Annotated in this window: 12 protein-coding genes; 5 read left to right on the top strand and 7 right to left on the bottom strand. The window is 68.5% G+C overall.

What is annotated here, in order from left to right:
- Positions 1-6: 6 nt before the first annotated feature.
- Genes thiL through ribBA form a run of 4 tightly spaced genes read right to left on the bottom strand, consistent with a single transcriptional unit; the run spans position 7 to position 3,186 of the window.
- Positions 7-972: a thiamine-phosphate kinase gene (thiL, locus tag C7R54_RS13905; protein WP_129150994.1), complete on the bottom strand. Its 966-nt coding sequence runs from the start codon at positions 970-972 to the stop codon at positions 7-9.
- A 29-nt stretch (positions 973-1,001) separates the two neighbouring features.
- Positions 1,002-1,493, bottom strand: coding sequence for a transcription antitermination factor NusB (gene nusB / locus C7R54_RS13900; RefSeq protein ID WP_094851458.1), 492 nt, complete (start codon positions 1,491-1,493; stop codon positions 1,002-1,004).
- Positions 1,477-2,004 (bottom strand): 6,7-dimethyl-8-ribityllumazine synthase, encoded by a 528-nt coding sequence (gene ribH / locus C7R54_RS13895; protein ID WP_129150993.1) that lies wholly within the window; start codon positions 2,002-2,004, stop codon positions 1,477-1,479. The genes nusB and ribH overlap by 17 nt, the downstream gene beginning before the upstream one ends.
- Positions 2,005-2,016: 12 nt before the next feature.
- Positions 2,017-3,186 (bottom strand): bifunctional 3,4-dihydroxy-2-butanone-4-phosphate synthase/GTP cyclohydrolase II, encoded by a 1,170-nt coding sequence (ribBA, locus tag C7R54_RS13890; RefSeq protein ID WP_129150992.1) that lies wholly within the window; start codon positions 3,184-3,186, stop codon positions 2,017-2,019.
- Positions 3,187-3,418: 232 nt separating this feature from the next.
- Between ribBA and C7R54_RS13885 the strand changes: the two genes are divergently transcribed.
- Entirely contained in the window at positions 3,419-5,182 is a 1,764-nt protein-coding gene (locus tag C7R54_RS13885; protein ID WP_129150991.1) for a CYTH and CHAD domain-containing protein, read from the top strand.
- 189 nt (positions 5,183-5,371) lie between these two features.
- On the opposite strand, the gene ftsY is transcribed toward C7R54_RS13885, so the two are convergent.
- Complete coding sequence (ftsY, locus tag C7R54_RS13880; protein WP_377814702.1) at positions 5,372-6,469, bottom strand: signal recognition particle-docking protein FtsY; 1,098 nt, start codon at positions 6,467-6,469, stop codon at positions 5,372-5,374.
- Positions 6,470-6,809: 340 nt separating this feature from the next.
- Here ftsY and rsmD point away from each other — a divergent pair, with 340 nt between their 5' ends.
- From rsmD to C7R54_RS13860, 4 genes are all read left to right on the top strand, one after another.
- On the top strand, positions 6,810-7,376 hold the full coding sequence (rsmD, locus tag C7R54_RS13875) for a 16S rRNA (guanine(966)-N(2))-methyltransferase RsmD (RefSeq protein ID WP_129150990.1): 567 nt from the start codon (positions 6,810-6,812) through the stop codon (positions 7,374-7,376).
- A 53-nt stretch (positions 7,377-7,429) separates the two neighbouring features.
- Positions 7,430-7,933, top strand: coding sequence for a pantetheine-phosphate adenylyltransferase (coaD, locus tag C7R54_RS13870; protein ID WP_129150989.1), 504 nt, complete (start codon positions 7,430-7,432; stop codon positions 7,931-7,933).
- Between the two features lie 157 nt (positions 7,934-8,090).
- Complete coding sequence (locus C7R54_RS13865; protein ID WP_094851451.1) at positions 8,091-8,342, top strand: YfhL family 4Fe-4S dicluster ferredoxin; 252 nt, start codon at positions 8,091-8,093, stop codon at positions 8,340-8,342.
- 29 nt (positions 8,343-8,371) lie between these two features.
- Positions 8,372-9,667, top strand: a complete 1,296-nt coding sequence (locus C7R54_RS13860; RefSeq protein WP_129150988.1) for a benzoate/H(+) symporter BenE family transporter — start codon at positions 8,372-8,374, stop codon at positions 9,665-9,667.
- A gap of 46 nt (positions 9,668-9,713) precedes the next feature.
- Here the strand turns inward: C7R54_RS13860 and C7R54_RS13855 are convergent, their stop codons facing one another.
- Together C7R54_RS13855 and C7R54_RS13850 are read right to left on the bottom strand one after the other, a co-directional pair.
- Entirely contained in the window at positions 9,714-10,100 is a 387-nt protein-coding gene (locus C7R54_RS13855; protein WP_129150987.1) for an MOSC N-terminal beta barrel domain-containing protein, read from the bottom strand.
- Entirely contained in the window at positions 10,097-12,715 is a 2,619-nt protein-coding gene (locus C7R54_RS13850) for an AsmA family protein (protein WP_129150986.1), read from the bottom strand. The genes C7R54_RS13855 and C7R54_RS13850 overlap by 4 nt, the downstream gene beginning before the upstream one ends.
- Positions 12,716-12,729 lie beyond the last annotated feature (14 nt).

The raw sequence follows: 12,729 nt of genomic DNA, 5'->3' as shown, positions 1-12,729 counted from the left end.
GATCTGTCATGGCGTGGAAAAGTGATCGAAGCCGCGTGGCAGGTCGGCTTCCGGCTGGCCATCGCGCCCCAGCACGACCAGACCCGCGGCGGAAGTGATGCACCCGATGGCGGTTACCGCCACGCCTGCCCGCGCGGCGGCGTCGCGCACGGCGTCCGCACGCTCGGGCGCGGCGGTAAAGCAAAGTTCGTAGACATCGCCGCCGCCCAGCAGGGCGTGGCGCAGGCGGGCCGGGTCGACGCCATCCAGGCCGGGCGCCACCGGCAGGTCGGCAAAGCGCAGTTGCGCGCCGACGCCGCTGGCGTCCAGGACATGGCCCAGGTCTTGCAACAACCCGTCGGAGATATCGATGGCGGCGCTGGCCACGCCAGCCAGCGCCTGGCCCAGGGCATAGCGCGGCCGCGGCCATTCCAGGGCGTCGCGCGTGGCCGCCAGCAAGCCGGCATCCGCCGGCATCTGGCCGCTAAGCAGGCGGTACGCGATATCCGCCGCGCCCAAGGCGCCAGAGACCCACACCAGGTCGCCCGGCCGCGCACCGTCGCGGCGCAAGGCACGGTCCGCCGCCACGGCGCCGAACACGGTGACGCTGATGGCCACGCCCAGGGTGCTGCCGGTGGTGTCGCCGCCGATCAGCGGGCAGCCGCTTTCCGCGGCCAGGGCGTGAAACCCCGTGGAAAATGCCTGCAACCAGTCGGGCGCTACCGTGGGCAGGGCCAGTCCCAGCAGGCAGCCGATGGGACGCGCGCCCATCGCGGCCAGATCGGACACATTGACGGCCAGTGCCTTGTGTCCCAGGGCGCGCGGATCGACGTCCGGAAAGAAATGCCGGCCTTCGATCAGCAGGTCCGTGCTGGTGGCGACCTGCATTCCCGGCGGCACGCCGAACAGCGCGCAGTCGTCGCCCACGCCCAGCATGCCTGCGGGCGCGGGGCGCTTGAAGTAGCGGGCGATCAGGTCGAATTCGGACGCCACCGGGCCTCCCTGCGTCCGTGCCAGCGCTGTCAGCGCCGCGCCGCGGCGGCGCGCACTTCGTGTTCGCGCACTTCGGCGGCCAGCTTGTCCAGCACGCCATTCACGAACTTGAAGCCGTCCGTGCCGCCAAACGACTTGGCCAGTTCCACCGCCTCGTTGATGGCGACCTTGTAGGGCACCTCGACGTGGTGCACCAGTTCATAGCTGCCGATCAGCAGGATGCCATGCTCGACCGGGGACAACTCGGCCAGCGGCCGGTCCACGAAAGGCATGAAGCGCTCGCGCAGCGTCGGCGCCTCGCGCAACACGCCATGCAGCAGGGTCTTGAACCACTGCGCGTCGGCTTCGGAAAAATCTTCCGCATCGCGCAGGTGGGCATCTATCTCGCCGGCGTCCTGGGTACCCTGGTCACCGCGCAGCAGCCACGCGTACACGCCTTGCAGCGCGAATTCGCGCGCGCGGCGGCGGGCGCTGCGCGCGTTTGCGCGCGCCTGCGCGGCGTTATCAGCGGCCGTTGTCATCGTCGTCTTCGTCATCAAAATCTTCGTCGTCTTCATCCTCGTCGTCTTCCTCGGGTTCGAGGGCGGCGACCAGGTTGGCCATTTCCACCGCAACCTGGGCGCAGTCGCGACCCTTGACGGCGGCACGCGCCTGGGCTTGCTCGTCGGTGTCGACGGTCAGCACGCCGTTGGCGATGGGAATGCCGGTTTCCACCGAGATGCGCGTGATGGCGGCAGCCATTTCGTTGCTGACCACTTCGAAGTGGTAGGTCTCGCCACGGATCACCGCGCCCAAAGCCACCAGCGCATCGAACTCAAACGTTTCGGCCATCTTGGCCAGGGTCACGCCCAGTTCCAGCGCGCCCGGCACCGTCACCAGCATCACGTCGCGTTCGTCGACGCCCAGCTTTTCCAGTTCCTCGAGGCAGGCATCCTGCTCGGCCTGGCCGATTTCCTCGTTGAACCGGGCGCGGACGATGCCAATGTGCAGCCCCTCGCCGTTCATATCAGGGGATAGGGTGTATGGATTCATGGATGAGCTGCCTTATTGCTGGGTGGGAATCGGAGGATCGCAATCGTAACCGGTAATCGTCAGCGCAAAGCCGGCCATGCTGGGCATCTTGCGCGGACGCGCGAGCAATTTCATTTGTCCGACGTTGAGATCGCGCAGGATCTGCGCGCCGATGCCATAGGTGCGCAAGCCCATGCGATCGCCACCGCCCGTGGCATGCCTGGCGTCGGGGGCGGCCCAGTTGGCGATCTGGCCGAACAGTTCGTCCGCGGCCGCCTGCAGGTTCATCAGCACCACTACCCCGGCGGGCGACTGGGCGATGGTGCGCAAGGCCTGCGACACGCCCCAGCTGTGCGCGCTGGCGCCGGTATCCAGCACGTCCAGCACCGAGGCCGGCTCGTGCACGCGCACCAGCGTTTCGCGCTGGGGATCGATGTCACCATGAACCAGCGCCAGATGGGCGGAGCCGGTGGCGGTGTCGCGATACGCGATGGCGCGGAAGGTGCCCGAAGCGGTCTGCATCATCCGGTCGCCGATGCGCTGGACGATGGATTCGTGCTCGCTGCGGTATTGGATTAGGTCGGCGATGGTGCCGATTTTCAGGCCATGCTCGCGCGCGAACGTCACCAGGTCCGGCAGCCGCGCCATGGTGCCGTCGGGCTTGAGGATTTCGCAGATGACCGCGGCCGGGGTCAGGCCGGCCATGGCGGTGAGATCGCAACCGGCTTCGGTATGACCGGCACGCATCAGCACGCCGCCCGGCACCGCGCGCACGGGGAAGATGTGGCCAGGCTGGACCAGGTCCGACGGCCGGGCGTCGCGCGCCACCGCGACGCGGATGGTGCGGGCGCGGTCCGCGGCCGAGATGCCGGTCTCGACGCCTTCGGCGGCTTCGATGGAAACGGTGAAGTTGGTGCCGAAGCGGGTGCCGTTGCGGCTGGCCATCAGCGGCAGGTCGAGCTGGCGGCAGCGGTCCTCGGTCAAGGTCAGGCAAACCAGGCCGCGCCCATGCGTGACCATGAAATTGATGGCCTCGGGCGTGACGAATTCGGCGGCCATGACGAGGTCGCCTTCGTTTTCACGATCTTCCTCGTCGACCAGGATGACAATGCGGCCGGCGCGGAGTTCGGCGATGATTTCGGTCACCGGCGCGATGCCGAACGAACCCGTTTCGGCAGGGGCGGGACTCAGCTGTGCGGACATGGCAAAGGAGCGTGGGGCGGTAAAGGGAAGGATTTTACCGCTCTCGGGGCCGGTTCACCCGATATGCTTAGCAGATAGTTGGGCGGCGGGGTTCATGGTAAAAACCCTTACTCGGGCATGGAAATACGGCCGCTAGATCCATGCCCTGATGACAGCATTATGAATCGTCATCAAATTTCGACCTGCCCATCGGTAATATCCCCTGTCTTTTTTGCCGTTTCCCCGGAGCGTCATGTCGGAACAGGAATTAAAGCTGCACGTGCCCGCCGCCGCGCGCAAGGCCCTGGAACAGGAAGTCAAACAGCGCGACGCCACCCGCATCCGCATGCACGCCATGTATTTCGACACGCCGGAACGCGAATTGGCGCGCGCCCGCGTGGCGATACGCTTGCGCCGCGAAGGCAATGCCTGGGTGCAGACGCTGAAAACCCCAGGCAGCAATGCCATCACCCGCGTTGAACTCAATCACCCCCGGCCTGGCCCCATCCTGGACCTGTCGGTCTATGCCGGCACGGAAGTGGAAGCCACGCTGGCCGGCCTGAAGGGCGAATTGGGCCTGCGTTACGAAACGGATGTCAGCCGCCTGATCCGCAAAGTACGCAACCGTCACGGCACGGTGGAGATTTCCTACGACCGCGGCCTGCTGCGCGCCGACGCGCTGGAACTGCCGATCAACGAGATCGAGTTCGAATTGATGTCGGGCAAGCCGGCGGCCATGTTCACGGCGGCCCGCGCCTGGCTGCGCCGCCACGGACTGGTGATGGATGCGCGCAGCAAGTCCGAGCGCGGCGACCGCCTGGCGCGCCTGGCCCATACGCTGGACGGCTTGCAGGACGATGCCGCCCGCGCCGCCGAGATCGATGACTTCTGGGCGGCCACCGGCGCACGCAACGTGAGACTGGATCCGGCGATGTCGCCCGCCCAGGCCCTGGGCGAGGTCGCGGCCGAGTGCCTGGACCAGATCATCCGCAACGCGGCCGTCCTGGCCGAGGTCGACACCGACGGCATCCGCAAGGCGGGCAATGCCGAGCATGTGCACCAGCTACGCGTCGGCATGCGCCGCCTGCGTTCGGCCTGGCGCCTGTACGACGGCTGGGCGGGCATGCCCAACGCGGCGCTGCAGGAGGGCATCCGGACATTTTTTGCCGCTTTCGGCGCCAATCGCGACCAGGACGTGCTGCAGGAGAGCATCATCCCGGCGCTGGTGCGCGCCGGCATGCCGACCTTCCCGATGGAAGCGCCGCCGCCGTCGGCGCCGTCGCGCGAAATTGCCGCCAGCCCGGAATTCCAGGGCTGGCTGCTGGACATGCTGGAATGGAGCCTGGACGTCCCCGCCGCCGCCACGGGCCCGGCCGGCGGCCTGGCCGGCGCCGCGTCGCCCGCGTCCAGCGACGCCATCGCGGCCAATGGCGTGACGGCTGGCGACGAAGCCGCCGCCGCGCTGGGGCTGGTCGGCCAACAAGCGGGCGCGCAGGCCGTCGCGCAAGCCCTGCAGTCGGCCCAGGCGGCCGGCGCCGTGCCGGCGCCCGTGGATTGGGACAGCGCCCATGCGCCGCAGATCGTGCCAGCCATCATTCCGCTGGTCCCGCCGGAACAGGAAGCGCCGCCCACGCTGCACGATCTACTGGCCAAGCGCCTGCGCAAGTGGCATCGCCGCGTGCTCGACGAAGGCCAGCGGTTCGCCAAGCTGGATATTCCCAGCCGCCATGCCCTGCGCAAGCGGGCCAAGCGGCTGCGCTACGGACTGAACTTCACGGAATCCCTGCTGCCCTCCGTCAAGGTGCGCGATTACAAGACGCGCCTGGCCGCCGTGCAGGATGTCCTGGGGGAAATGAACGACCTGTCCGTGGCGCATGACCTCTATCGCCAGTGGAGCGCGCAGTATCCGCAAGCCTGGTTCGCGCTGGGGTGGATCAGCGCGCGGCAGGAAGAGCTGGTGGCCAAGGCCGAGCGCGCGTTCAAGCAGTTCGCGCACGCGAAGGAGTTCTGGAAATAGGCGGTGGCACAGGCCGGATTGCGCCGGCTTGATGCGGCGCACGCCGGACTGCGCCGGCTTGGTGGGGAACACGCCGGACCATGCCGGCTTGGTGGGGAACACGCCGGACCATGCCGGCTTGGTGGAGAACACGCCGGACCATGCCGGCTTGGTGGAGAACACGCCGGACCATGCCGGCGTGCGGCCGCGTTACTGCCCCGAGGACAACAACGCGCTGGCGAATTCGTCGGCGACGAAAGGCTGGAGATCCTCCAGGCCTTCGCCCACGCCTATCCAATAGACCGGCACCGGTCGCACGCCCTGGCTGCCCGCGGCCACGGCGGCCAGCGTGCCGCCCTTGGCGGTGCCGTCCAGCTTGGTAACCACCAGGCCGGTCAGGTTGATGGCGGCGTCGAAGGCGCGGATCTGCGCCAGCGCGTTCTGGCCGGTATTGCCGTCGATCACCAGCAGCACTTCATGCGGCGCATTGCCGTCGGCCTTGCCGATCACGCGGCGGATCTTCTTCAACTCTTCCATCAGGTGCAGTTGCGTCGGCAGGCGGCCGGCGGTGTCGACCATGACCACCGAAGCGCCACGGGCGCGGCCGGCGTTGACGGCATCGAAGGCCACGGCAGCGGGATCGCCGCCATCCTGGGCAATGACCGTCACATTGTTGCGGGCGCCCCATTGCATCAGTTGCTCGCGCGCGGCGGCGCGGAAGGTATCGCCCGCAGCCAGCAGCACGCTGGCGCCTTGCTGCTGGAAGGTGTAGGCCAGCTTGCCGATGGACGTGGTCTTGCCGGCGCCATTGACGCCGGCGATCATCACCACCAGGGGCTTGGCGCGAGTCACGTCGAAGCGGCGCTCCAGCGGACGCAGGTGATCGGCCAGCAATTCGCGCAAGGCATCGCGCACCTTGGCGGGGTCTTCGATACGGTCTTTCTTGACGCGCGCACGCAACGCGGTGAGCAGCTTCTCGGTCGCCTCCAGGCCGGCATCGGCCATAATGAGCGCCGATTCCAGTTCCTCGAACAGGTTTTCGTCGACCTTCACGCCGATGAACAGGCCGCCTATGCTCTGGCCTGTGCGCGACAGTCCTTGCTTCAGCCGGCTCAACCAGGAGGTCTTTGCGGGGGTCGCGGGCTGGGATTCCGGCTGCGGGGGCGCAGACGGGGCCGCGGATGGGGCCACCTCTTGCGAGGCCGGCGCCACGTAAGCGGCGCTGGGCGCCTGGGCGGCTGACGCCGTTACGGGCTCCGCGGCGATCGACGCCGGAGCGGGCGGCGGTTCGGCGCGTCCGGCCGGCACGACGCCGGACTGCGCCGGCGCGGGTTGCGCCGAAGCAGGCGCGGACGCCGGCGACACCGGCACGGGCTGCGTGGAAACAGGCGCGGACGCCGGCGACACCGGCGCGGGCTGCGCCGAAGCAGGCGCGGACGCCGGCGATACCGGCACGGGTTGCGTGGAAACAGGCGCGGACGCCGGCGACACCGGCGCGGGCTGCGCCGAAGCAGGCGCGGACGCCGGCGACACCGGCGCGGGCGGCACTGGCGCGGGCTGCGCGGGCGGGACGTCGGCAACGGGCTCGGCGGGCGTCTGGACGGCCGGCGCGGGCGTTTTTTTCTTGAAGAAGTTGAATTTTTCAAACATGGTGAACAAGTATATTCGCATCGTAGGCGGCCTTTACCGGCGCACTCCCATCGCCGTCGTCGACGCGGCCAGCCTGCGCCCCACCCCCGACCGCGTGCGCGAGACCCTGTTCAATTGGCTGAACCACTTCTGGGACAGCCACTACGACGACAAATCAGTGCTGGACCTGTTCGCCGGCAGCGGCGCGCTGGGTTTCGAAGCCGCCTCGCGCGGGGCCGCCCACGTGCAAATGGTGGAGCGCGACCGCGCCGCCCTTGCCGCCCTGCGGACGGTGCGCGACAAGCTCGGCGCCAGGCAGATTCGCATCCACGCCGGCGACGCGCTGGAAACCCTGCGCCGCATGGATGCCACCCGCTACGACCTGGTCATGCTGGACCCGCCCTTCGGCCAGGACTGGCTGCCCCGCATCTGGCCCCTGCTGCCCGGCATCCTGACCGAAAACGCCCTGGTCTACGCCGAAAGCGAAGCCCCCCTGGACGCCCCCGAAAATTTCGAATTGTTGCGCAAGGACAAGGCCGGCGCGGTCCACTACCACCTGCTCCAATTTGCTGCATTGCGGAAATAGGTCAATAATCGCCCTTCGGAGAGATGACATACTTATAAAACGAGGGAGTTCGCATGATCATCGCTGTATACCCCGGCACGTTCGATCCGCTCACACGCGGTCATGAGGATCTCGTGCGCCGCGCCGCCACACTGTTCGACGAAGTCGTCGTGGGCATCGCGCATAGCCGCAACAAGAAACCGTTCTTCAGCATCGACGAGCGCGTGGCCATCGCGCGCGAAGTGCTGGGCCACTACCCCAATGTGCGCGTCGAAAGCTTCGGCGGCCTGCTCAAGGATTTCGTGCGCGAGCAGAATGGGCGCGTGATCGTGCGCGGCCTGCGCGCCGTTTCGGACTTCGAATATGAATTCCAGATGGCCGGCATGAACCGCCACCTGCTGCCGGACGTCGAGACGTTGTTCATGACGCCCTCGGACCAGTACCAATTCATCTCCGGCACCATCGTGCGGGAAATCGCCCAGCTGGGCGGCGACGTCAGCAAGTTCGTCTTCCCCTCGGTCGAGCGCTGGCTGCAGGAAAAGGCCAAGCAGCGCCGCGAACAGACCTGGCAAGGCTGAGCGGCGCGGCGCCCGCGCCGTCCTCCTTCGCCCCATTCCACGCCGTCGACAGGGTCGCTTCGAAAGCCGGGATGACGCCGGGATTACAATCCCGGTATCGCCCTCTATCCGCGCACGCGATGCCGCCCCGCCCGGGGCACCGCGGGCGCCCCTATCCATGGCACTGAAAATCACCGAGGAATGCATCAATTGCGACGTTTGCGAGCCCCAGTGCCCGAACGAAGCGATTTCCATGGGTGAGGACTACTACGTCATCGACCCGGACAAATGCACCGAATGCGTCGGCCACTACGATGAGCCGCAATGCAAGGTGGTCTGTCCCGTGGAATGCATCGAGCTGCATCCGCAATGGCACGAAGGCCAGGAAGCCTTGATGGCCAAGTACCATCGCCTGACGGCGCCGCGCTGATCCAGATACCGGTCGCGCCACGCTGCCCCATGGCCTCCTCCGACTCCTCCCTCTCCCTTCCCCGGCGCGGCGATCTCTCGCTGTCGGCCATCGTCGCCGGCCTCGTCGCCGTGCTGGTCAGCTTCGGCGGCACGGCCGTGCTGATGGTGCAGGCCGGCCATAGCGCCGGACTGGACTCGGCGCGCATTGGCTCCTGGCTGGGCTCGATCTGCCTGGCCCTGGGCCTGGGTGGCGCCTGGCTCAGCCTGCGCCTGCGCACGCCCATCGTGCTGGCCTGGTCCACGCCGGGCGCGGCCTTGTTGATCAGCGCGCTGGCCGGCGTGCCCTTCGGCGAGGCGGTGGGCGCCTTCGTGCTGGCCGCGGCGCTGGCCCTGGGCTGCGGCCTGCTGGGCTGGGTCGACCCCATCGCGCGGCGCATCCCGCCGCAGATCGCGGCTGCCATGCTGGCCGGCGTGCTGCTGAATTTCGGCATCGGCGTATTCGGCGCCATGGGCAAGGAAGCCTGGCTGGTCCTGCCCATGGGCCTGGCCTATCTGCTGTGCAAACGCTGGGCGCCGCGCTACGCCATCCTGGCGGTGCTGGCCTGCGGACTGGTTGTCGCCGCGTCACGCGGCCTGTTGCGCCTGGACGCCGGCACCTGGCAGCTGACGCAGTTCGTCTGGACTACGCCGGTATTCACATGGCGCGGCGCGATCAGCCTGGCGCTACCGCTGTTCGTGGTCGCCATGGCCTCGCAGAACCTGCCGGGCCTGGCCATCCTGCAGGCCGCGGGCTATCGCGTGCCCGCCTCGCGCATCATCGCCGTGAGCGGAGGCGTGGGCCTGTTGGCGGCGCCCTTCGGCGCGCACAGCGTCACGTTGGCCGCCATCATCGCCGCAATCTGCGCGGGCAATGAATCGCATCCCGATCCCGGCCGGCGCTACGTCGCCGCCGTGACCTACGGCGTGAGCTATATCGTGCTGAGCGTGGCCGCCGGCGCGGTGGCGGTGTTTTTCCAGGCGCTGCCGCCCGCATTGATCGCGGCGCTGGCGGGACTGGCGCTGCTGGGCCCCATCATGGGCGGCCTGGCCAGCGCGATGCAGCAGGCCGACAGCCGCGAGGCGGCGCTGATCACCGTGCTGGCCACGGCGTCGGGCATGAGTTTCTGGGGCATAGGCTCGGCCTTCTGGGGCCTGGCGGCCGGCCTGCTGGCGCATGGGGTGCTGGCGCCACGTCGGCGCGCGGCTGGCGCTGAGCCAGCGCATGGAGCGACGCACGGGACGACGCATGGGCAAACGCATGCGCCGGCCGAGGCCGTGCCCTCCGAGGCGCAACCGAAGCAGTAAACCCCTCAGGCGACCTCGAGCCAGCTCGGGCCACCCTCGGGCCATCTCACTGCGGCCAGTCGAATGGCCCCATGTCCGGATGCACCTTCATCAGGCGGCAAGGGATACCGGCAAAATTGGAGACCCAGGCGGCGGCGAGTTCACCCTCGTCCACCACGTCCACGGCATGCGTGCCCACCATGATTGCTTCGCGCACGCTGTCGTCATCCTCGATGACGTCCAGCGGGATATCGATGCGCAGCATGCCCGGCGCGCGCAACACTAGATAACCGAAACGCAGTTCCACCGTGATCTCCGCCAGGCGCGGACAGATGCCGCGCGTCAGCCACTGCCCGCCGGAGTGCACCAGCAGCCAGCGCCGCTCGTACGCGGCGGCCTGCGGGTTGTCGGTGCCGCCGCAATCGGCCACCGGATGATAGATGGGTGCGTTCATTTCCCCGTAATTCCTTTAAGTACGTTGCCCAGGTCCTTGAGTCGTTCTTCCGGCTTGCCGCTCTTGCGCTTGAATGCATCCTTCAAGCCGCGTTGCAGGGCCCGGGCGGCGAGATCGCCGGCCATGGCGCGCCAATCGACCCGGTAGGCCAGGTGGTCATAGGGACCATGCACATGAACGGGCACGCCCAGGCCGCGCAATTCGTCCAGGCCCTCGCTGCGCGGGGGCGCATCGGCGATGCGGACCTGCGCCACCAGGTCGACCGTGTCCGCGCCCACATCGATGCGCGCGGGCGAGCCCTGGGTCACGTGCAATAGCGGCGAAACCAGTTCCAGCTGCTTGAACGTGCCCACGCCGTTCGCGAAGGCCAGGTCAGCGCTCAGGCGCGAGAACGCGGTTTCGCGCGACGCGTCGGCCTGCACCTCCGTGCTGTCCTCGCGCTTGCCCGACAGCACCAGCGCCTTGATGTCGCGCAAGACCTGCCCCACGTTGATGCCCTGCACGGCGCCGTCGCGCAGCCGCACTTGCGCGGCGCCCGACAATTGGCGTTTCAAGGCCCCGACGTCGGCGCCCTTGGTCTTCAGGTCCAGGGCCACGTCGCCCGTCCCCGTCAACGCGCGGCGGCCCGCCACATCGGCCAGGAAGGGGCCGACCGCCAGGCCATTCAGGTTCAGGCGCGCGCTCATGGCGTTCTCCCGCTCGGCGTCGAGCGAGAAGGCGCCCGCCAGCTTGCCGCCATACAGCGCGGCGGATAATCCGCTGAGTTCCAGCCGGCCTCGCGCCAGCGCCACGTTGCCGCTGACGGCATCGGCGCGCAAGCCGCGCGCCACCAGCTTGCCGATGGAGACGGTGCCCTTGGCGGTCGCTCCGGCCAATGCGCTGAAATCCACGGCGTCCGCTTGCGCGGCCGCGTCGGCCGGCGCGGATGGCTGGACCGGCGCGTCCGCCTTGCCCTTGCCCGCCGGCCCAGCGGCGGGCGGACGCGGCGCGCCGGCCGGGACCAACTTGTCGAGGTCCAACTGATCGACCGCCAGCGCGAACGTGATGGCGGGCTGCGTGGCCAGTTGCGCAACGGATGCCTTAAGGTCGAACTTGCCGCCTTCCAGCTGCGCGTTGACGGTGGCCTCGGCAAGGGCTTGCGCCAGGTCCACGCTGACGGCGCCCGTCAACGGAATCTGCATGGCGCCCTGCGGCAGGCCGGGATCGGTGATGGCGATATTGCCTTGCACCGAGGGCAGCGCGCCGGTCCGGCGCGCCAGGTCCAGCGTCAGCGGCGACGCCAGCGTAATGGCGACATCGCGGGTCCCGGGCTTGCCGGCAGGCCGCGCCGGAGCGGCGCTTCCCGCCGGGGGTGCCACGGCGGGCGCTTGCACCGCGGGCTGGACGTCATAGGAAATCGTGGCTTGCGCCTTGACCTCTTCGACGCTGAGCGCATCCACGTTGCCGCCTATCCCTTTCAGGCCAAAGCGGACATCCACGCTATCGCTGCCATTGAGCCGCAAGCGGCCGCCCAGCGTCGCGCCGGATGCCCCCGCCGGCGTAAGGCTCAATGCCGGCGCGTCCAGCGCCAGCTCGAAAGGCCCGCGCGGCGCGCTGCCCTTGGCCCGCACCGTCAGCTTGTCCACGCGCATCTCATGCCTGGCTGGATCGAACATCAGCGCCGGCGCCGCGATGGTGGCCTCGACATTGGACAGCGGATGTCCGGGGTCGCGCACGTCGCCCTCGAACACCAGCTCCAGGCCCGCGGCGTCCAGCTTGCCGCCATCGAAACCCAGCTTGCCGCGTGCGGTGAGGGACTTGGCCTGGGCATCGCCAAGGCGGCCACCCAGGCGCAAGTTCATGTCCTCGGCGGCGTAGCGGGGACCCGCGGGGTTCAGGCTCAGCTTCGCCTGCCCCGTCAGGTCGGCGTCCAGCACCGGCGCCGTGCCCTGCAAATGCGCGGACAGCTTGACCGGGAAGGGCTGGTCGTAGCGAACGCGGCCGGTCGTGGCTTCCAGCTGCGTCACGGTCAGCGCCAGGCCGGCCCGGTCGTCCTGCAATTGCAATTCGCCGTCCTTGAGGTCGACGCCGGCGATGTCGATGCGCATGCCACCCACCATGGGGGATGCGGCGGCGTTTCCGGCCACGGGCTGGCCGAGCGCGGCGGGGGCGCCGGCGGCCGCTTGCGTGGCGCTGGCGTCGGGGGTGGCGTCGGGGGTGGCGGCAACCGGGGCAGGCCCGCCCACCAGGTCCGCGAAATTGAACCGGCCCTGCTTGTCCCGCACCACGCGCGCCTTGACACCGCTGAAGGTCAAATGGTCGATGACCAGCTTCTTCGACAATAGCGGCCAGATTGCGACGGAAACCTGGGCATCCTCCACCGAGGCGAACAACTCGTCGCGCCCCGGTTCGGTCAGTGACACGCCCTGTAGCGTCAGTCCCAGCGTGGGGAACAGCGTCATGTCGATGTCGCCATCGATGATCAGCGTGCGGTGAAAGCGCTGGCTGACCATTTCCTGCAGCCGCGCCTTGTAGGCATTGGGGTCGAACGTGAGGACGAACACGGCCGCGGCGGCCACCACTACCGCCACCAGAATGGCCAGGGCCAATACGATGCGTTTGATCCAAGTCTTCATCGGCTCTGCTTAAA

Origin of the sequence: Achromobacter aloeverae, from assembly GCF_004121055.1 — a bacterium.
Classification (GTDB): Bacteria; Pseudomonadota; Gammaproteobacteria; order Burkholderiales; family Burkholderiaceae_B; genus Bordetella_C; species Bordetella_C aloeverae.
Note: the sequence above shows the minus strand (reverse complement) of the source record. Positions and strands in the feature narration are given on the sequence as shown.